Origin of the sequence: Chitinophaga sp. CB10 (assembly GCA_001870995.2) — a bacterium.
GTDB lineage: Bacteria > Bacteroidota > Bacteroidia > Chitinophagales > Chitinophagaceae > Chitinophaga.
Window position 1 is genome coordinate 40,246 of sequence record MLAV02000004.1, and the last position, 21,589, is coordinate 61,834.

Here is a 21,589-nt window from a genome sequence, read left to right on the forward strand (position 1 = left end):
ACATTTTTATTAAATTAACGGTCATATATCAACCAAAACTTTTATCCTGGAATAGTATGGGGTTAATTAGTATAGATAATGAGCGAAACATACTGAATCAAATTGCCAACAATGACGAGCAGGCCTTTGTGGCCCTTTTTAACGGTTATGTACAACAGACAGGAAAAATCGTTTTCGCCATCACCGGCTCCAAAGTACAAACGGAAGAAATCGTGCAGGACGTGTTCCTCAAAGTCTGGAACGAAAGGGCCAAACTGCCGGAAATTAAAAAATTCAACAGCTACCTTTTCATTCTCCTGAGAAATCATACCATCAATTATATCAACAAACAGATCACGGAAAGAAAACACCAGGCGCAATACGCCAATTACGTAGAGCAGACGGAACTTGCGCCGGATACAGCGCCGATGGCCGAACACCTGGAAAAAGCCATAGACCGGCTGCCTACCCAGCAAAAAACCGTCTTCCTCCTCCGCGCCCAGGGCTACAGAGTCCAGCAAGCCGCTCACTTTTTCCATCGACGCCATCCGCTCCGAAGACGGGAAAATCATGCAGACGCTCATGGATTACAAAGTAAAAACCTGGTGGTGGAACAAAGCTTATACGAGCAAGGAAAAGACGGCAAAGGAGATCGACGATAAGCGGGAAATGGTACTCCGGCCGGGTATCGACATCAACCCCGTGAACGGCGCCATCGTCATCTATCCTGAATTCGATACGCTGCAAATGCCTAAGGGAAAATATACGCTGGATATCCGCGTGAAAAACTCCGGCGGAGAAATGTTGCTGAAAAATGCGCTCACCATCAACATCTCCTACGCGCTGGATTACGCCTACCGCTTCCAGGGTATTGACGGTAACCTCACCGGCATAGATGTGAAGTTTGAAAGAACGCAGCTCACCGGCAATAAAATACTCGTGTACGTGACGGATAAAAATGATCAGCCGGTAGACCCGAAAAAGCTGCTGGGCTACGATTATTCCACCACCGCAGGCGTGCCGGATCTCAAGGACTGGCATAACCTCGGGCTGGAAAACCCCACCAAATACACAGAATTCCCGGACCGCCTGGAACTGGAAGTCTCCAAATTTCCTATCCCCTACGTGCAGGGCCAGGTCGTGCGCATAGATATGTATAACAACGGCGATGTCAACGGCGCTTACTTCAACTACTGGTTCGATTTTGCCCTCCGCAAGGAAGGCGTATGGACCATCCGGATAAAGCTGTTGTCCAGGTAACCTGCTGCTGCTTCAGTACGACAAAGGGTGTATCACATGCGGATACACCCTTTTTTATTAAACACACTACACAACATTTGCCTATTTATCAAAATGCTCCTCTATCTCCCGCTCCTTGCCTGCCTGGTCTTTCACGGTAATATGCACATGATAATGCCCCGCCGGCGCAGCGCTCACATTTACGTGCTTATGCAGATGGTAGGTCGTCTGGCCAACCATGGCCGCATCCGTGTAGGTTACCTCATAGGCCCATGCCCCGTGAATTTCAATCGTCACGCTGGCAATTTTATTCGGCGCACTGATATCTCCCCCCCACATGTAAATCCGTTTTATCTGTATTCAGTTTCAGCTCCAAACCAGCGAGGGATGGTAAAGTAGCATCCACCTTAATTTCCAGCGCGGATTCCGCCGCCGTCTGCCGGCCCTGCTGGTCAATAACGGTGACGATTACACGATAATTACCCACCGCTGCTTCCGCAGGTATATCAATATGTTTGTGGAAGTCCGCATTCTTCGCGCCGGCTAACCCTGCCGTATATACGGAGTCAAACGCCCATCCGCCGGCCGTTTGCGGGCGTATTTCCAGTTTCACCTCGCGGATGCCGCCCGGGGCAACAATTTCCGCATCCAGGTGTAAATCGCTGCCGGCATACGCCACTTTGCTGTTGCCGCTGCCTACTTCTTTCAGGCTGATAGTGGCTTGTGGCGCTACGTCGTCTTTTTTGGAGCAGGCGAATAAGAAAGCCGACATCGCCAGCGCCATCCCGAATTTTCCAAGGGATAATCTCATGATAGTTTAAATTTTAAATGAATAAAAGGTGTGAATGGATTAAATAATTTTGATGCTGATGCCCCGGATCGTTTGCCAGCCCTCCTTGTCCGTCAGCCGGATCATGAAATGGTAGTCGCCCGGGTCCACATCCGCCGGCACGGCAATTTCCGCAGTGGCCGTATAATCGCGGCTGCCGGCGGGGATCGGGTAATCCTTGATGTGCAGCATAGGCTTCACCGGCGCTTTGACCGCATCCTCCTCGCAAACTTTCACCTCCGTGCTATGTGTGTGATGGTCGAAGTTGTGATGGATGTCCAGGCTGTACGCGCCCAACGCCATATTATCGGTGAACCGCGCGCGGAACGTGAACGTCTTGCCCCGCTCCACCATACTGCACTGTTGCGGAAACCCGCCGCTGACGCCCAGGTCAATCTCCGGGTACGTGGTATCCGCCTGCGCATCGTCTTTACTGCAGGCGTAAAAAGTCATGGCGGCCAGTACCAGTAACAGGTAATACATTCGTGTTTGTTTCATGCTGTTTTTATTTTTTTAGGGAGAAGTTAATGCTGCGCCGCTGCACCTTCCCGGCCTCGGGTAACGGTTACGGGCACACTAAGCCGTATTACTATATTTCTTCCTGGCTCGGGTAAAGCGATCAGACGGTAGAAACTCGTATGGTCCAGGTACGCCTTATTCAATAAGTTCTGCACCTGCAGGTGGAGCTGTACAGCCTGCCCTTTGATATGCAACCTATGTCCGGCGGAAAATCCCAGCAGCTGATAACCGGGCGTCATCCGTTCCGGCGGCACTATGCGGCGCTGCGCAGCGGTAATCCGGTAGTCGAACTCCGCATAGGTATGCGCATCCACCGCGTACGTAAGGGATAGCAGCGCGGAAGGCGGCGGCGTAAACGGTAACGTATATCCCTTCTTACTGCCGGAGAGTTGGCGGTTATACAGGTATTCCCCCGCAACGCCCAACTGTAGCCGTTTCACTGGTTCGTATTGCGCCTGCAGCTCCGCCCCGTATCTCCACACCCTGCTCTGCGCATAATAAAACACCTGGTTACCCGCGCCGTACTGGTAGTCATGCTCCGCCGTGGGATTGAGATAGATGTAATTGGAGAAGTAATTGAGATACGGCGTGAGCTGCGCGGACCACCGGTCCGCCTTCCAGCCGAGGCCGAGGTCCAGCTGGTAGCTCTTCTCCGGGGAAAGGTTCACATCGCCCCGCTCGTACCTGAAATAATGATAGTTCACGCCGTTCGCCCCGAGTTCCTTCGCAATAGGCATACGAAAACTGCTGCCGACATTGGCTTTCAACGAAAATCGGTCCGGCTGGTAGCTGACTCCGAACGACCAGTTCAGGCTCGAGAACCTCCGCGTAGCCTGCGTTGCGCGGGATAAATACACATACGCAGTATCTTTTCCATGTATCAGCGGCGAGGTAAACCAATCCGCATAAGGATCGATGTGGATCCTGCCGGCATCGAACCGCAGTGCGCCATGCAGCAGCAAGGCATCCGAGAGGGCCAGTTTATCGTACACATACAATCCGCCCTGTAGCTGGGAAAAAGCCGGTATCAGGAAACTCCATCCGTCAATACGGTTACGCTGGTACGAAATCTCCCCGCCATACCGCAGCTCGTGCCGCCCCAGCTGCCAGCGGTCGCTCAGGGCCGTGTTCCAGACGGTTTTATCGTACTGCCGTTCCAGTGTTTTAGGCGTCGTCCTGCCTTCCGGGTACAGGGGCGGCATATATCCATGGTTCACGTAGTTGTTCCACTCCTGCCGGAAGTTGCGCTGGAAGCTGGTTTGCCATTGCGCCGTATGGCCGCCTATATGAAAAGTAGTGCTGTTAACGAGTTTGTAGTGCGTTACCTCCTGCGATGGCAGCTGTATATCGCGGGAAGAGCGGTCGTGCAGCGCGGCATCCACCCGCCGCGGTTCCAGCCCGTGCGCATTGGCGAAGAAGCCGGACTTATTATACACCATGCTTCCGTAAAATGTGGTAGTCCATCGCTTCCCGATCCAGCCGGTGCTGAGGTGCAGGTTGCGCTCCCGCCCGGCCGTATTGCGCACCTGGCGGCGGTGCAGCGGCGCGGCATAACTGTACACGTACACGGTATCCGCCGGCACGCGGTAGTCGCCATAGTCGGTAGCCGTCACCCGGGTGGTTATAAACCAGTGGTCCGTACGCGTAAATACCTGGGCGGACAAGGCTACCTGGTCATTATTGGTTTTTCCGGCAATATCCACGGAGCCGCCATGGGTGTGCGCTGCCGGCGGTGCGGGCGATTTGATGTCAATCGCCCCGCCGATCGCGTCCGCGCCAAAGAGGAAGGCCGCAGGCCCTTTCACTATCTCTATTTGCCCGGCGTTGAACTGATCGATTTCCAGCCCATGGTCCGCGCCCCATTGCTGCCCTTCGTGCTTGATGCCATGCTCCGCCACCACTACCTGGTTGAAGCCGAGGCCGCGTATCAGCGGTTTGGAATTGCCGGAGCCAATGCCGATGGATTTAATACCAGGCAGCTTCTCCAGGGATTTCATTAAACTGCCGCCCATGTTGCGGCTGATGTAATCGCGGTTAACGATTTCCATAGGCAGCGCGCTTTCCCGGATGCGCCGCTCCGTGTGACTGCCCGTCACCGTCACGCCCTTCAAAGTATCCTTTGCTACCTGGCGCTGGGCATACGCTCCCCTGCTCCATGCCGCCAGCAGCAGCATACAGCCAATAATAATTCGCATACTAATTGTGTACTTTTGAATAAAAGCCAACCCGAGCAGGCATAGGCATCCCGCTACAGTACATACCAATAAAAGAGGAAGATTACGCTACAGGAGGGCCCTGGATAGAGAAGAAGTACCTGGGCGCCGCATACGTATAGGCGTGCAGGTTAGCGTAATGAACGGATAAAGGACAGGTGACGGCATTATTACCATGCGCTGCACCCCATACCAGGTAAGGCGTATCATGATGCGCCACATGCATGCAATGACATTTGAGCTGGGCTTTAACTAGCTTGGCCTGCGTTGCATGCGGCGTTTCCAGACAGGTATGCGTATGGTCCGCAAAGCAGTCGTGCAGCCAATCGGCCGGCGCCTGGCTGATGGTAAACATCGCCAGGAGCATCCAGGCCATTACGGCACGCCATGCATTATTCCTGTTTGAAAATAAATGAAACATGGTTGCAAAAATAAGAAATAGCTGTTATGATCCAAGAAAAATTAAAAAAATAACAAGGCAGGCTTCGTAATCATGCTGCGGGATTTGCTTCGCGATTAATAGGAATGAAAAAACTGCTCATTGCAACAATGTAACAGTGCCGCTGCTACGCACCAGCCCCGCCTGCTCCCCTCCTTCATATTCCAGCACCCACACATACGTCCCTGTTTCCGCCAGCCGGCTGCCGCTGTTATGCCAGCTGCCATTCCACCCATCGCCCGGCTTATTGGTGCTGTAAATCAGCTGGCCCCAGCGATTGTAGATACTGAACCTGAACACGCGCAAAGTACAATGCACTACGGGCCTGAACACGTCATTGCGGCCATCGCCGTTGGGCGTAAAGGCATTGGGCAGGTACACCTCGCAACCGCAGGCGCCGTACTGCACGGTTACGGCATCGCTGGCGCGGCAGCCATAGCGGTTTTGCACGACTACCGTGTAGGTACCCGCTGCATGGACTACCTTGCCCGGCGTGCTGCTGAAAGCGCCGCCCTCCCAGCTGAAGCCTGTTACATCATGGCTGTAACGGGGTTGCAGCAGTAGCTGCGTGCCGCTGCAAACCACCGTATCCGCCGGCAGCGCAACCCCGGGCAGCGGGCCTATTTCAATATCCGCAGCCACGCCGTTTGCAGGGCCGCAGGAGCTGCTAATGCTGTATTGGATGGTATAACGCCCCGGCGTAGCCCAGGTGGCCGTTAAGGGCGTGCCGGTACCCTGCGTAACGGGGTTGCCCGTAAGCGACCAATTAATCGCTCCATCGGATTGCCCGCTAAGCTGCAACACCACCGCTTCGTTGATGCATGCCAGTGAGGGCGCGCTTAACCGCCCCGGCTCAGCGGTGGCGGTCACCGTCACCATAGTGCTGGCAGTAGCGGTGCAGTGGTCCGCGCTGATCGCTTCCACCGTGTACACGCCCGCATACTGGGCAGTTGCCGCGCTGGCCACTACCGGGGATGCGCCGTTGTAAGTATTGCCTTTAGCATCCCGCCAAATTAGCGTATATCCGTCCACGTTAGTAGCGCTTAACTGCAGCGGCTGGCCATTGCAAACGCGGATGGAAGGGGTTACCTGTATGTTTGGGATAGCCTTCACCGTTAGTAACACGGGAGAGGAAACAGATTGCCGGTAACAGGAGGCGCCGGTGTTTTCGCGCACCTGTACCCGGTATTGCCCGGCGGCTGCCGGCGCAATGTTGGCGAGCGTCCAGGAAGGGGTGGCCGTGGTATTCACTTCCACCCAGCGGGCATTGGCGGCATCATACTGTTGCCAGGAAAACAGCGGGTTATTAATCACAACGCCCGTCATATCCACCGCGAAGGTGGCGGACCCGCCGGCGCATACCGTTACATCGTTGCCGTTGTTGATTTTTATGGGTTGCGCTGCCTGGCAGGCGCTGAGCGCAATATTATCAATGGCCATATCATTGCCGCAGCCGCCCGGCGCATCGTTGAGGAGTACCAGTTGTATCGCGGTAATGCCGGCAGGGAGCGTAAAAATGAGCCCATAATCCTTCCAGCTGCCGTTGGGATGATCGTCCACCGGGATGTAGCGTTCGGACAACTGCCCCAGTACATTTCCGGCGGCATCTTCAATCCGGAAGCGAATCCTGGATGGGATAGGCGTAGTATTCTCCCCACAGCTCAGTTCAGGCGCAATCACTGAACAGGCTTTTACCGAAAGCGCATATTGTTGTTGGTCGCAAAGGCCGTCGATGCGTTTGCGGTAAATCTCTCCCGGGAAAAAAGAACCGTTAATAACCATCATGCGCCCGCCGGGCGCACCGCTGTAATCCGTCATCTGCTTCCAGGTATCATTGCCGGCGGCCGTCCGGGGATTGTCCACAATCGTGTACTGCCCTTCCTGCAAGGGGGCCGTGCTGGAAAAAGTATAGGCCCCGCTGCCCAGCCCCGGCACAGGCGCGCCGTAACCGCCGCCGGCTCCAAAATCCTCCCGGAAGATCTCCTTGCTATCCCCCGTGCAAATGCCCCGCTTCATCCGGCAGGCCATATCGTTATCGTCAATAAAGCCGTTCCTGTCGTCATCGATACCGTTGCCGCAGATTTCAATATCCTTGTCGTTGCGGCCCTCCCCAATGATGGCTATGCCGTTCACTTCTTTCATCCCTCCTTTGATATCATTGCTGATCACGTAAGTGGCGGCATCTTCCAGGTCGATGATGGCCAGCTCCCCGATCGTGCTGATCAGGTAGCAGATGCCGTATTGATTGGCGCCAATGCTGTACACCTGCCCTTTTACGCCCAGCTTCCCGATCAGCCGCGTGGAGAGGATGCTGCTGCGGGTAGCGTCCAGGATGATTTCCAGCAACTCGCTGTCGTGCGTGACCATGTACAGCCTCCCGTCGCTGAAACAGAGGTCGCCCCCGGGCGCATAGCCCATCAGCCCTACCTGGGTGATTTCCCCGGTTTTCAGATTAATCTTATGCAGGTAATCGGCGCTGCCGGCCACAAAGAGATTCCCGTCCCTGTCGCTCACCATGGAGTTCCCATAGCTAAACGTAGGATGCGTGCCGGCAGGCACAAGTGTGCAAGTGCCATCGGTTACATTAATTTCATAAACAGATGCATCGTCTAATCCGTAAAACTTACCATCCGGGGTATTTGCGAGGTCGGTAAAACTGAAAGGCAATGTGGCAATCTTATGATAGGTATAATCTGCCATATCCACATAACCCAGATCATACCCGTTGACCACATACAATTTATCCTGCGCCGCGCTGCATATGCATGAAAATAAGAGGCAAACAATCATAAAAAGCTTACGAGATTTTGTACATCTCATAACGTCTGAGGTTGATGATTAATGGGGCCGTCTCTTCCGTAAAAGTAAAGAATTAAATGCAAGGGGAAAAATCTGCAGTCCTTACCAACTGCAACAGCAAAAGCGCCGCATTGCCGGCAAGGCAACACAGCGCTTTCTGCGATCATAAGCAAGTGAACGCAATAATAAACCGGCAATCACCGCACTGCGCGGGATGCTATTTCTTCAGCCAGGCCAGGAGATCCTTGTTGATAGTAGCCGCTTCCGTGGTAGGCATGCCGTGCGGGAAACCGGGATAAGAGATCAGGGTCGCGTTTTTAGCCAGCTTCGCGGATTTGGGGCCCGCGTTATCATAAGGTACGATCTGGTCATCCGTGCCATGCATCACCAGTACAGGGATGTCCACGTTTTTCAGGTCTTCCGTAAAATCAGTTTCTGAAAATGCTTTGATACAGTCGTAGTGCGCTTTAATAGAGCCCATCATGCCCTGGCGCCACCAGTTCCTCCTCACGCCTTCTTTTACATCGGCGCCTTCGCGGTTATAGCCATAGAAAGGCAGGGTAAGATCGATATAGAATTGAGAGCGGTTCTCCGCAGTACTTTTCCTGATGTCATCGAATACGGAGATGTCTACGCCACCGGGATTGCTGGCGCTCTTCACCATCACCGGCGGTACGGCGCTGATCAGAACGGCCCGTGAAACGCGGCCTTTCCCGAATTTATTGGCGTAGCGGATCACTTCCCCGCCGCCGGTGGAGTGGCCTACGTGGATCGCGTCCTTAAGGTCCAGCGCTTTCACCAGCTCAAATACATCTGCAGCGTAAGTATCCATGTCATGCCCCACAGGCGTCTGCGTGGATCTGCCATGGCCTCTCCTGTCGTGCGCAATCACCCGGTAACCCTGTTCCAGGAAAAAGAACATCTGCGCATCCCAGTCATCGCCGGATAAAGGCCAGCCGTGGTGAAATACAATCGGCTGCCCGGTACCCCAGTCCTTGTAATAAATTTCGGTTCCATCTTGAACGGTAATCTTGCTCATTGTTTGACTTTTTAATTGGTTTAGAAATAATCCCCACGATGGGTTTTCATGGTTCCCAATTTGCCCAACAAGCAGCTGTTTAATTCTGTTCGTTACGGATTAAAAATTTTTTTGGAACTCCTTTTCGCTTTTCGCGATGACGATGGTCGCCACGCCGTTGCCGATGATATTGGTGATAGCCCTGGCTTCGCTCATGAATTTATCGATACCCAGCAAAAATGCCAGGCCTTCCACGGGTATTTTATGCAGGGCGGTCAGCGTGGAAGCCAGCACAATAAACCCGCTGCCCGTAACGCCGGCCGCTCCTTTGGAAGTGATCATCAATATCCCGATGATACTTAACAATTCCATCATACCCAGGTGCACATCGTATAACTGCGCAATAAAGATCACGGCCATGGACAAATAAATGGAAGTGCCGTCGAGGTTGAAGGAATAGCCGGTAGGTATCACCAGCCCAACCACGGATTTGCTGCAACCCAGCTTTTCCAGCTTCTGCATAATGGAAGGCAGGGCGGATTCAGAGGAGGATGTACCCAGTACCAGCAACAGCTCCTCCCGGATATAACGGAGGAAGGCGAAGATGTTCATTTTGTAATAACGGAGGATGCTCCCCAGTACCAGCACCACGAAAATAATCATCGTCAGGTACACGGTACCCATCAGCTTGGCCAGTGGGATCAGGGTATGTAACCCGAACTTACCCACTGTATAGGCCATACCGCCAAAGGCGCCCAGCGGCGCGAGATACATCACATATTTCAGCGCCGTAAAAACGAGCCTTGACATCTTCCCCAACCAACCTATCACCTGGCCGCGATAGCGGCTGTAATTTAAAGCAATGCCGATGATAATGGCCGCCAGCAAAACCTGCAGGGTGAGGTTGCTCATAAAGAACTCCAGCCAGCTGAAACCTTTTTCCGCCGCGCGGGTGTATTTATCCGCATTCTGGGTTTGTAACCCCTCCCGGTTGATATGCCCCGGGCGCAGCAGCAGCGCCATTCCCACGCCGATGGCCAGGGACAGGGTGCTCACCACCTCAAAGTACAGCAGGGATTTGACGCCGATGCGTCCTACCTTCTTCAGGTTGTCCATCCCGCTGATACCCAGCACAATGGTCAGGAAAATAATGGGCGCGATGAACAGTTTGATGATATCGATGAAAGTAGTCCCGATGATTTCCATTTTCACCGCCGTAGCCGGCGCATAGACGCCCAGCAGTACCGCCGCAATAATGGCAATCAGTACCCAAAAGGTAAGATTGGTGATCAGGCGCAGGTACCAGGCCCTGGGAACGGTCCCGGAGGCGGTGTGGGTAGTAACTTCCGGCGGCATAGTCATACAATTTTTGATAAAGCGCCAATAAACAAAATTTCTCCGGAACTACCCGGAATATTTGTGGTAAATATTTTCAAAACCCTTGGCGCTACAAAAAGCAGCTTGTATCTTTACCGGGTATTCCTTTACCTTATGAACACACGTCGTAGTTTTCTCCGAAACACTTCCCTGGCAGCAGGGCTGCTGCTGTTAAAGTCCCCCATCCGGGCATTTGCCCAACCTGCCACTGCAACCATCCGCCTTTCCGGTAACAGCGAGGGATTGCTGGTGCATTACACCAACGATATGCATGGCGCCGTTTTTAATCACAATGGCGTCAGCGGGGATTTACTCGTGGATGCGGGCGACTTCACCGATGGCAGCAACGACCCCGCTAAACACCTGCAGCTCATCCGGCAGATGAACGAAGCCGGCTATCATGCCGCTACCATCGGCAACCGCGAGCTGGCCAACGGGCCTGCGGCGCTGGCAACGCTCATCCCTGCGATGAACTTTGCCCTGGTAAACTGCAACTACCGCTTTGCCGACAGCCGCCTGGCCGCCCTCGTAAAGCAGGAAGTGATCGTTCATAAAGGGGAGCTGAAGATCGGGATTACCGGTGTAGGCCCTGCCCTCTCCGGCGTCAGCGGCGTGACGTTTACGGACCCCGTTACAGCGGCCAGCGCGGCAGCCAGGCGGCTCCAACAGCAAGGCTGCCAGTTCGTGATCTGCCTCTCCCACCTGGGATACGATCTCACTCCCGGCAATGTTTCCAACTACGCGCTGGCCAATCAAACCAGCGGTATTCATTTCATCGTGGGCGGTCACCAACATGGCTATAACGGCTGTTTGCGAACCCTGCTCAATACGGATATGAGGGAAGTCATGCTGGGGCATGCCGGCAGCAACGGGCAGCAAAAAGGCACGCTGGCGGTTACATTTGATGAACAGCAACAATTGCGGGGTATAGCGCCGGGCTTATTGCTGGCTTAATACCCTGACGCATAAAATATAAAAGGCGAAACCAATGGTTTCGCCTTTTTTGTTGCCCCTTCCTCACTATCGTTCAGGACGACGATGAGGAAGGAGGTATTAAAGATGCTAATCGTGAATGATCGTGATAAACCCTTTAAACTGTGGCTTGCCAGGTCCCAGGTCAATGATGTAGTAATAGGTACCTTCCGCCAGCGCATGCCCGTTCACCGTACCATTCCACTTATTGGCGTAGCTCCGTTGCTGGAACACCATTCTGCCGGCGCGGTCAAATATCTTCACCTCGTTATCCGGGTACATATCGATGTTTTTCACTATCCAGTAATCATTGCGGCCATCGCCGTTAGGCGTCAGCAGGTTCGTGCCTTCCAGCTTATAGTCTTCCTTCACGTTGATGGTGATGGCGCCGGTAGCGACGCAACCCTTGTCGCTCGTTACCTGTACTTTATACTCCGTGGTAGCGGACGGGCGGGCGTTGGTAACCGCGCCGGTTACGTTGCTCAGTCCTGCCGCTGGCTGCCATGCATAGGTACCGCCGCCGCTTGCCATCAGGGTAATAGTTTCACCCTTGCTGATGGTAGTGGGCGAGCCTGCCGTCACCGTTACTACCGGTAACGGATATACGGTAACGGTAACCGGTACGGAAGCTTTTTCCTGGTTGCCCGGGTAAATTGCATATACCTGGTAAGTACCGCTGCTGGTGGCTTTATAGCTGGCCGTGGTAGCGCCCGGGATGCGCGCGCCGTCTTTAGCCCATGCATAGGCTGGCGCTGCGGAAGCGGCGAGGGTAACGCTGCCCTGCTCGCAGAAGTCCAGCGGCCCGTTAGGCGTAACGTCCGGCACAGGGTAGGCCGTCACAGTAACCGTTTGTGCTACGGCATCCGCCGCTTCGTAGTTATTATTGCCTGCCTGGCTGGCGGTAATCACCGCCACGCCGGCCGCTACAACGGTGGCCGTATTGCCGCTGATGCTGATCACGCCCGGCTTATCGCTTGCAAAGCTCACCGGCAGCCCGGAGCTGGCAGTAGCCTGCAGCGTAAACTGCGGATCGCCTTCGTTCTTATTGCCGATGGCTTGGAAAATAATTGTTTGTTTCGCTTTTTTAATCGTCAGGGAGCCTGCAACAGGAGTAATGGTATAATTGCTGTTAGGCCCTACCTGCGGCAGCAGGTCGTAAGTACCGCTGTTCACCGCGCCCTGGCTGCTTCCTGTGTACGTCACCGTGCCTATTACGGCCGGCTGGTCATTATTCACCAATCCGCTTACATCCACGCCATTGCCGCCGTTGTAAGGCTGGCCATCATAAGTTTTTTCGGCATTGCGTGCGGTCACGGTGATCGCTGCTTTATTTACGGCAAAGCTGCGCACCACTTCCGCCGCGGCGGTGAAGTTGCCATCGCCCGGCTGGTTGGCCGCGATGGTCACCGTACCTGCGCCGGTAACGGTAATGCTATTATTGCTGATGGTAGCCGGGCCGCTCTGCACGCTGTACGCAACAGGCAAACCGCTGCTGCTGGTAGCGTTCAGGGAAAACGGCGCATCGCCATAGGTCTTGTCTGCCGGCTGCGGGAAGCTGATCGACTGGCCCGCCTGGCTGATCGTCAGCACGCCGTCCGCCAGCGTGAAGCTGTAGTTAGCCGCAGTCAGCGTATTAACGGCCACCGTGATCGGATAGGCGCCCACGGCGCTGTTCAGACCGGCCGTTGTACTCAGTGCAGGCGTACCTGTTACCACCGCGGCATTTTCGTTATTTACAAAACCGGTGATGGTGTAAGTGAGCGCCGGGTTGGCCACGCCGTACACCCGCTGCTTATTATCAGCGGTGACCGTCAGCGCTGCTTTAGCCACAGTAAACTGCTGTACCACTGGCGTAGCCGCTAACCAGTTGGTGTTGCCCGCCTGTGTAGCCGTTACCGTTATATTACCCGCTCCCGTGATCGTCAGTTGATTGCCGCTGATCGCCGCAGGGCCGGACACGGTAAAGCTCACCGGCAAACCGCTGTTGGCAGTGGCATTGAGCGTAATGGCCGGGTCGCCGTAGGTTTTATTGGCTAATGGTGCAAAAGTGATTTGTTGGTTATTCGGCGAGATGGTCAGCGACCCCTTCACTAAGTTGAAATCGTAATTAACCGCCTGCAAGGTGCCAATAGTGATATTGACATCATATACCCCTACCCCGGAACTGGCATCAGATACCGGCGTTATCACCGGCGCGCCGGTAATCACCGTGGCCGGGTCATTATTCACCAGACCTGTTACAGTATAGGTAAACGCCGGATCTGCTTCGGCGTATTTGCGGCTGTAATTACCCACGCTGATAGTAGCGGTAGCTTTAGCCACGGCAAACGTCCGGCTCACCGGGGCTGCAGGGTCCCAGGATGCATCGCCCTCCTGGGAGGCTTCTACCGTCACGCTGCCTGCGCCGGTAACCGTGAGTTGGTTACCGCTTATGGTGGCAGGCCCGCTCACCACCCTGAAAGATACCGGCAAGCCGCTGTTGCTGCTGGCATTCAGCGCAACCGGCAGCGCGCCGTAGGTAAGGGCCGGCGGGTTGTTGAACGTAATCGTCTGCGTACCCTTGCCAACGGTATAGGTACCAGGCACCATGATAAAGGTGTAGTTCGGCGAAGAGAGGGTATTAGCTGTAATATTGATTGGGTAGGTACCCAACGGCGAAGCCGCGGTTACGCTCGTGGAAAGGGCAGGTTGACCGCTGATCACCGCCGCAGTTTCATTGTACACGAAACCGTTGAAATGATAGGTCAGCGCTGCTGTTGGTTCGTTATAATACTTCCATTTATCATCTGCTATTACTTTCAGCCCGGCTGGCTGTATCACTAAGCCCTGCGACTTGGTTACCGGCTGGTAGTTGCCGTTGCCGGCCTGCGTAGCCGTTATCGATACAATTCCGGCGCCGGTAACAGTCAGAGTACTATTGGAAATAGTTGCTGGTCCGCTCACCGAGAGCGTCACCGGCAATCCGGAGCTGGCGGTAATATCCAGGTCAAACGGCGCATCGCCGTAAGTCCGGGCAACGAGGTTATTGAAGCTGATCGTCTGCGCCTGCCTGGTGATCGTCAGCGTACCTTTTACAAAATTGAAGTTATAGTTCGCTGCCTGCAAAGTGCCCACCGTGGGGATGATGTCGTAGGTGCCCGCATCGGAAGTCATGGTAGCAGTGGTAGCCAGCACGGGCTGGCCGGTGATAACGGATGGATTGTCCCCATTCACCAATGCGCCCATGGTGTACGTAAACGCAGGATTGGCTTCGTTGTACGGGCGACTCGCATTGTTGGCCGTGATATTCACCACCGCCTTATTCACCGTGAAATTAAACGTAGCATTGGCCGGCTGATAATTCGTATTACCCGCCTGGCTAACGCCCACCTCCACCGTGCCTGCGCCGGTGATCGTGATCAGCTGGCCGCTGACGGTGGCAGGGCCGCTAATAATCGTATAGGTAACACCGAGGCCGCTGGATGCAGTTGCACCCGGGTCAAAAGGCGCATCGCCGTATGTTTTGGTAATGGCGCCCGGCGTGGTGATCGTTTGTGTTGCCTGCGTGATGGTCAGCTTACCGTTGGTGGTTACTACCTGGTAATTAGGATTTGTGGCGCCATTCATTTTGGGGGAGATAGGATATTCTCCCGGCGCAGAGGTAGTGGTGGTGCCGGCATAATCCACGGTTGTTGCCGGGGAGAAGATGGACGGCCCATCCGCAAACGCGAATCCGGACCAGGTGAGGGCAGGCACTGCAGGATTCGGCTGGCCGTACGCGCGGGTCACATCATCCGCAGTAACGGAGAGCGGCCGCGGTGTGACGGTAACGCTTACCGTCACCGGGGCGGATTCCAGGTAACCGCGTGTAGCCGCGGCCTTTACCGTCAGTGTGGCTGTGCCGGCGCCTTTGGCGGTTAAGGTATTATTGTTGATCAGCGCAATTGCAGGAGCGCTGCTGGTAATGCTGATAGCTCCTCCCCCGTTGGTAGTAGCCGCAGGCGTAAAGGCCGCATCGACAGTGCCATACACGAAGGAAGTGACAGTAGGCGCAAACGTAACCGTTTGTACCAGCGCCTGGTATTCGTAAGCGCCAGGGTCTACAGTTACGTTGCTGATCCGTGGATTGCCATCCAGGTCAGTAGTGAGCGTAGTCAGCGCATTGCTGCCCTGGTTAATGATCTTATTGGAGGTATCCAGCCGGAAGTCGCCCGCAGCCGGGTTTTTAAACAACGCCGTTCCGCCCAGCGCCGGATCAATTGCCTGCGCGTTATTATAGAAATCCGTTTTGACCAGCGTGTTGCGGTATTGCGGCGTGCTGCCGCTGATCATCACATCAAAGTTAATATTGGTGGAAATGATGGAATTGTCTGCGTTGAAGGTTGCGGCATTAATATTCGTGGCCTTATCATTACGGGCTACCGTGGTGTTTTTCAGCACGATGGTGCTGACGCCCGTGGCTGACAGGGCATAACCGTAGTTGCCGGTGATCAGGCTACCGGTGATGGTAGCGGTATAACCGGAGGCGTCTGGCAAATACACCGCGCTACCCTGCGCGGCCTGGTTGCCTTGCAGGCGGCAGTTGGAGATGAGGTAACCCATGCCAACGCTGCCGGCCGCGGAAGTCACCGCTGCGCCGTTACCACCCGGATTGTACGCGCCTGTAATGACCAGGTTGTCCAATACCACATTGTTGGCCAACGCCGGGATTACCACGAGTTGTTTGGTATTATTGCCGCGTAAGTCGGCCGCAGTGAGGGTGACGCCGCCGGTTTTATTCACATCATCATTATCCAGGTCCCCGCTCAGCACTACCGGGTACTGTGCCGGTGTACGCTGGTTCAGGGCTGTCTCCCCGGATGCGCCGCCTTTAAAGCCGCCGTAAACTTTCACGCCGGTAGGGATCACAAAGGATGCGTTGACATCCTGGGAACCGCTGGCGTAATAAATTCCTTTTGCCACCCATATCTCCTTAATTCCGCTCGCAGGGTCCGCAGCCGCTACCAGTGCGTCCCGCAGTTCTTTTACAGGATTCACCCAGGTAGTACCGTCGCCGGGGGTGGCGGTACTGTTATCTACCCGCACCACGCCCTGCGCGTCCGGGTTCACGATGGTCAGGTCGCAGGGAGGGGTCGTCAGCAGGTTAAAGCTGGCAGGAAAGGTCGTACTATAAGTATTATCTGTTAACCATTGAACGGGGTTAGTGATCAGGCCTCGCAGCACAGCGCTGGTACCGATGAGGCGCAGGCAATTGTACCGGCCGTTCACCGCCGGGATGCTGGGCATTTTCAGTGTAGCCGTCACCGTTGGGGAAACCGAGAGCGAGGAGGTGAGGTCGCAGGCGCCCAGGGATGCGTCCAAGAAGGTTCTGTTGACATTTATTCCCGCAATAACGGTATGCGCGGCGGCAGGGTTGCCGTTGGCATCGCTGGTAGTATAGGCAAACAGCTGATCGCCGGCCAGGCCCAGGCTGATGTATTCTTTCTGAGTGGCGGAGGCGCTGTTTTTAGTTGGCGTAATTGGGGTGACGGTACCCATGGCGGCAGCCACTGCTGCCGGGTTATATTTACACTTGATCACCACCTGTTTGCCTGCCAGCAGGCCGCCTGCGGGCGCCGTCCACCGGATGACGCCATCGGTGTTGGAACCATCGCCGGCGCCGCAGTTAAGCGACTGAAAGCCGGAGGACGTCCGGCCCAGGTCCGTGAAATAGATCACGGTATTGGCGGGGCAGTTTTTCAACAGCACGAAAGAGAATACGTCGTTCCGGGTACTCCCGTCAATATCGTCATCATAGGAATTATAACCCGTAAAAACCAAGTCGCCTGGGGTGATCTGGCCTTGTGTAAACAAGGCGCAGCAAATGAGGAGGAAGGTTATAAAAACCTTAGGTATAGCTCGCTTCATACTATCGATGGAAGTATATCGGGATAAAAAAATCTTCTTTTGGAGTTTGTTGCTTACAATGGTCAGGCGCAGGGATAGGTATTTATCCAGTGCGCTGTCACAATTCCCTTCACTGCTGCTCTCAACTCCCGCCATGGCGTTGCAATGTCCGGGATGTTGCCATTTACGGTAATGTTAAACGCGGCGTCCGTGGCAGCATGCCATATGGGCGCCAGCGTATGGTGGCTTTCTGCGTCAAAGCGGAGCGTTCCTCGCGGACTCTCCAGGGCAAGGGCAGGCAGGCTTTCCAAAATGCCGTTTGCCGCAAACCCGTGCTGCGCCGCTCCTTCCAGCATATACGCTGCCAGTTGGGCGGTGGTCCATCCGTGCAACGCGGCGCTGTTCACCGGCCGCTTGAGGGCCGCCGTGCAGGTAGCCACAAAGTCCCTGTTGGCCGGCGTGTCGATACCAGCTGCCCAGGGCAAATAACCCTGAAGGCTATACGATAACTGCGGCAATGGCCCAAACTCCGTAGCGGGCGAGGGCTCAAATACCATCGGGCCGGCAAATAGCTGCAGGTCCGGAAGGCCGGCTTCCTGGAGCTGGCGCAGGAAATAGTACGCCAGGTCGCCATTGTACAGGGATAAAACGGATTTCACCGCCGGCTGCTGCCGGAGGAAGTCCGCCAAAGGCGCGATGGTGAATTCATCACGTTTATATTTACTGATAAAATTAAATTGTACCTGCCCGCCCTTGTCAGCATAAAACTGCGTGAGGGCATGGCCTGCGGGGAAGCCACAATCAAAAAAGGAAGTGGCGTATGCCGCCTCTCCCGCCTGATCAGCCGCCATTTCAGCGGTAAACCGGCAACAAAGGCTGTGATGCAGCGTATGAGAGATCAGGTGGCTATGGGGTTCCCAATCGTGGAAATACCTGGCCCCCGGGTGAATCAGTATGACCAGCTTATTCACCGCCCTGGCAAAATTTGCTACCTGTTGCAATGTTTCCTGGTCGGCGTAGATACCCAGCACGTCCACACCGTCTTCCATCAGCATTTTTTCCGCAGCAGCCAGTACTGCCGCCGGATCGGTACCGAAGCCAATGTTGGCCGTTACCAGGGTCACCGGGAGCTGGCGACTATCGATAAATGCTTTACATCCACCCAGCAAATCATGCTGCAGCAAGGGCTGGAACGATGAGCGGGGCAGTAATAATCCTAATTTCATTTAACTGACATGCTAGGTTTTGGTCATTATAAAATCAGCCCTTCTATGGTTGATTAGTTCTGGCTGGGATATACGCCGTACAGCGAAATAATAAAATTCAGTACCTGGAAAGGCTGCATGATATCAAAAGGCTGTGAACCTCCGGCGGGAGTCACTTCCATCATGGTGCCTGCGCCCTGCAGATCTCCTTTTACGTCCAACGGGGCCGACTTTGCCGACGCATCCTTGTTGGGCGTATATTGCTGGATAGCCGGCGTAATGGCGGCGTACTTTGAGGCCGGCTGATTATTATTCGCAGGGTTCTCTCCATAAGCCGGCATAAAAACATTGCCTGCAAGTATATGCTGATGCGATGGTATCTGCCGGGTGGACAGGGTGTAGTTTTCCAGCCCTCCCTTTTCGCCCAGCAAATAAGTGTCGCCCCCGTTCGTTCCCATATGCAGGGGCACACGGCCCTGGAGGTCTGGCAAAGCGAAGGTATCCTGGCCATTGCCGCCATAGGTGGTGCCAATGAGGGCAAATAATTCTGAGTTCTCCGCTACGGATAATTCCTGCCCATTGCAGAAAGCCCAGCCTACCGGAGGAAAGTTACCGGCAAAGATTCTTATTTCTCCAATATATGGTTGACCCATGATCTTTATGCTTTACTTAGCTACTAATAGTTTTTGCGTTTACGGTCTCGCCGGGAAAACGCCCTGAAGCGCAATACAAAATGTGATACCCAGGGTAGGCTGGAAATTATCCAATGGCAGATTACTGCCTGTCGGATCCAGGTACAACTCCGTATCCACCTCCATGAAAGTGTTATTGCCCGGCGTACCATACAGGTTTGCCGATGACGCCACGCCGTGATAATTTCCGACCGGTGTGCCGGTAGTAGCGCCTGTACCTGCCGGCAATCTCATTTCCGTTGCAGGAAGCGTATGTATGTGCGCCGGTATTTCCGATGGAATGAGGGTATAGTATTGACTACCGCCTGTTTGCCCCAGCTCCCGTTGAGTTAGACCCTGCCCGTAACCCATGCCGATAGGCACAGCGCCTTGTAAATTAGGCAAGGCAAAGGTTGACTTTCCGTCTCCGCCATAATAGGTGCCAAGTAAGGAAAACAAGGCTGTATTTTGGGAAATCGGTAAAAGCTGTCCGTTGCAAAGGGCATACCCTTTGGGGGCAAAGTTTCCGGCAAACAGGATTACCTCTGCTACAAATGGATCAAGTGCCATAACTTTTACAATTAAGTTTCAGATGGGAATACACCCTGAAGTGCAATAATGAAATTTAAGACGAGGTAGGGCATCATGTTTGGATAAGGATCCGTCGTACCCGATTGTGTATTACCGCCTGTAGCGCTGCTCATTACCGGTCCTGCCGTCAGCGCCGATACCGGCAGTACTGCCATGCGTTCATCTTTCTCCGCGCGGAAACGGTTGTTGTTATCCGGCGCGGGATAGGCATTCGCCAGGGTGGTAGTCGTGCCCTGTGCAGCCACGGGCATCCGCACCTGGCTGTTCACCACGTGCGTATGTGCGGGCAAATTCCCCAGCGTAACCGTCTGGGTAGTACTACCCGTTTGCAACCCACGTATAATGCCGTTGCCGCCCCAGTGTGCTGGAATACGGCCTTGGAAATTCGGTAACGCAAAGTCGGTTTGGCCATTACCGCCATAAGTGGTGCCTAAAATTGAAAACAACGCCTGGTTCTGGTTGATCGGGAGTAACTGGCCATTACACATAGCCCAGCCTTTTGGAGCAAAGTTGAATGATACAATTAGAATCTCCCCTAAATAAGGATCAAGAGGCATAATACGATTTAGATTGGTATGGGATCAGATTTACTATCGTTTATGAAAAACCTGGACAAAACTATATAAAAAAAACTTACTGGATAAAAATATTATTTATTCGTATAGCCAAGGCCGGTGGCGAAAAAAAAAGCCGGCCCTCCAGGCCGGCAGCTATCTGCTTATGAGTATATAGGGATCATGGATTATTGCAGCAATTCGGACAGCTTCTCTTTCAAACGCTCCCCACGGGCCCCCAGCATGATCACATTGCCGGAAGGATCCAGGAGGAAGCACGCCGGGATCGCCAATACGCCATACCGGGCCGGCACCTCGCCGGTGGCCCCTTTCAGGTCTGACACCTGCGGCCAGGGCATCTGCTCCTCTTCCAGCGCCTTCAGCCACTTTTCTTTTTTATCGTCCAGGGAAACCGACAGTATTTCCAGCCCCTTGTGCTTGTACTGCTTGTACATGGCCGTCAGTTCGGGGATCTGATCCCTGCAGGGCTGACACCAGCTGGCCCAGAAGTCCAGCAATACGTACTTTCCTTTGAAATCCGCCAGGGTTACCGGCTTGCCGGCAGCGTTATTCAGCCGGAAGCCTGGCGCAGGTTGGTTGAGCAAACCTGCCATTTTACCAGCGCCCCCGATTTCCCCCGTCAGCATTTTGGATACCGTATAGGTGTTACGCACGTTCGGACCCAGGGTCTGGATAAAATCAATCAAATCTTTTTTGGGCATAGCCGGCGCCAGGTAGGCATTGATCAAATAGGACCCTGCGCCCGCATTGGGATGTTTACGCAGCCAGGCCAGGCTGGCTTCCAGCTCCTGCTGCTGTAAACGGCGGTATTCCGCATAAGCCTCATCCTTTGCTTCCTGGTCGCCTATCTGGGAAGCGGCTGCCATGCGCTGTTCCGCGGCATCTTTGAGCAGGTATAACGAGTCGTCTTTTAAAACCGTGTTATTGATGTCCATCCAATCCGCCACAAACGGACTACCGGTATAGGTGGCATTCTTGAAATACGGGCCGTTACCGGTGATGTTCATCGTGCCGGCTTCCAGGTAGAGGAAGGTGCCCTCGGTTTCCAGGCCGCGGCTACCCACCTGCAAAATATAAGTGGAACCGCCCTTGCTCATATCCACCGAAAAATGAAAATGATCATCTTTCACATAGGCCGTATCAATGGTGTTGGTCAACGGCCCCCATAACTTCACCGTATCCCCGTTTATCAGGCCCTTAATCTTTACATCCAGTTCCAGCTTCTGCTGCGCGCTGGCCGAGGTGGCCGCCATCAACGCAATACCCAGGAAAATTCTATTCATAGCTTTTGGTTTTAA

The 21,589-nt window shown here is 54.3% G+C and carries 17 protein-coding genes; 3 read left to right on the forward strand and 14 right to left on the reverse strand.

Translation table 11 applies throughout. The features are described from left to right. Positions 1-56: 56 nt before the first annotated feature. Positions 57-641, forward strand: coding sequence for a sigma-70 family RNA polymerase sigma factor (locus BOC67_RS07500; protein ID WP_291908890.1), 585 nt, complete (start codon positions 57-59; stop codon positions 639-641). Next, positions 550-1,239, forward strand: a complete 690-nt coding sequence (locus BOC67_RS07505) for a DUF5007 domain-containing protein (RefSeq protein ID WP_291908893.1) — start codon at positions 550-552, stop codon at positions 1,237-1,239. The genes BOC67_RS07500 and BOC67_RS07505 overlap by 92 nt, the downstream gene beginning before the upstream one ends. A gap of 81 nt (positions 1,240-1,320) precedes the next feature. On the opposite strand, the gene BOC67_RS07510 is transcribed toward BOC67_RS07505, so the two are convergent. The 8 genes from BOC67_RS07510 to BOC67_RS07545 all read right to left on the reverse strand — a co-directional run bounded on the left by BOC67_RS07510 (position 1,321) and on the right by BOC67_RS07545 (position 10,391). Then, positions 1,321-1,557 (reverse strand): DUF4625 domain-containing protein, encoded by a 237-nt coding sequence (locus BOC67_RS07510; RefSeq protein WP_291908896.1) that lies wholly within the window; start codon positions 1,555-1,557, stop codon positions 1,321-1,323. Beyond that, a complete protein-coding gene (locus BOC67_RS07515) occupies positions 1,526-2,029 on the reverse strand; it encodes a DUF4625 domain-containing protein (RefSeq protein WP_291908899.1) in 504 nt (167 codons plus the stop codon). Before BOC67_RS07515 ends, BOC67_RS07510 begins: the two co-directional genes overlap by 32 nt. A gap of 39 nt (positions 2,030-2,068) precedes the next feature. Beyond that, complete coding sequence (locus BOC67_RS07520; protein ID WP_291908902.1) at positions 2,069-2,545, reverse strand: DUF4625 domain-containing protein; 477 nt, start codon at positions 2,543-2,545, stop codon at positions 2,069-2,071. 26 nt (positions 2,546-2,571) lie between these two features. After that, the gene (locus BOC67_RS07525; protein ID WP_291908904.1) at positions 2,572-4,761 is read right to left on the reverse strand and encodes a TonB-dependent receptor; all 2,190 of its coding nucleotides are present in this window, start codon (positions 4,759-4,761) and stop codon (positions 2,572-2,574) included. Positions 4,762-4,843: 82 nt separating this feature from the next. Then, complete coding sequence (locus BOC67_RS07530) at positions 4,844-5,200, reverse strand: hypothetical protein (protein ID WP_291908906.1); 357 nt, start codon at positions 5,198-5,200, stop codon at positions 4,844-4,846. A gap of 117 nt (positions 5,201-5,317) precedes the next feature. After that, on the reverse strand, positions 5,318-8,008 hold the full coding sequence (locus BOC67_RS07535) for a gliding motility-associated C-terminal domain-containing protein (protein WP_291908909.1): 2,691 nt from the start codon (positions 8,006-8,008) through the stop codon (positions 5,318-5,320). A 226-nt stretch (positions 8,009-8,234) separates the two neighbouring features. After that, on the reverse strand, positions 8,235-9,056 hold the full coding sequence (locus tag BOC67_RS07540; protein ID WP_291908911.1) for an alpha/beta hydrolase: 822 nt from the start codon (positions 9,054-9,056) through the stop codon (positions 8,235-8,237). Between the two features lie 99 nt (positions 9,057-9,155). Next, complete coding sequence (locus tag BOC67_RS07545; protein WP_291908913.1) at positions 9,156-10,391, reverse strand: cation:dicarboxylase symporter family transporter; 1,236 nt, start codon at positions 10,389-10,391, stop codon at positions 9,156-9,158. A gap of 135 nt (positions 10,392-10,526) precedes the next feature. Between BOC67_RS07545 and BOC67_RS07550 the strand changes: the two genes are divergently transcribed. Then, the gene (locus tag BOC67_RS07550) at positions 10,527-11,366 is read left to right on the forward strand and encodes a metallophosphoesterase (protein WP_291908915.1); all 840 of its coding nucleotides are present in this window, start codon (positions 10,527-10,529) and stop codon (positions 11,364-11,366) included. A gap of 108 nt (positions 11,367-11,474) precedes the next feature. On the opposite strand, the gene BOC67_RS07555 is transcribed toward BOC67_RS07550, so the two are convergent. From BOC67_RS07555 to BOC67_RS07580, 6 genes are all read right to left on the reverse strand, one after another. Next, entirely contained in the window at positions 11,475-17,270 is a 5,796-nt protein-coding gene (locus BOC67_RS07555; RefSeq protein ID WP_291908916.1) for an MBG domain-containing protein, read from the reverse strand. A gap of 62 nt (positions 17,271-17,332) precedes the next feature. After that, positions 17,333-18,475, reverse strand: coding sequence for an ABC transporter substrate-binding protein (locus tag BOC67_RS07560; protein WP_291908920.1), 1,143 nt, complete (start codon positions 18,473-18,475; stop codon positions 17,333-17,335). Between the two features lie 53 nt (positions 18,476-18,528). Continuing rightward, entirely contained in the window at positions 18,529-19,107 is a 579-nt protein-coding gene (locus BOC67_RS07565) for a phage tail protein (protein WP_291908922.1), read from the reverse strand. 39 nt (positions 19,108-19,146) lie between these two features. Next, a complete protein-coding gene (locus tag BOC67_RS07570; RefSeq protein ID WP_291908925.1) occupies positions 19,147-19,695 on the reverse strand; it encodes a phage tail protein in 549 nt (182 codons plus the stop codon). 11 nt (positions 19,696-19,706) lie between these two features. Continuing rightward, positions 19,707-20,273, reverse strand: a complete 567-nt coding sequence (locus BOC67_RS07575) for a phage tail protein (RefSeq protein WP_291908927.1) — start codon at positions 20,271-20,273, stop codon at positions 19,707-19,709. 185 nt (positions 20,274-20,458) lie between these two features. After that, entirely contained in the window at positions 20,459-21,574 is a 1,116-nt protein-coding gene (locus tag BOC67_RS07580) for a TlpA disulfide reductase family protein (RefSeq protein ID WP_291908930.1), read from the reverse strand. Between the last annotated feature and the right edge of the window lie 15 nt (positions 21,575-21,589).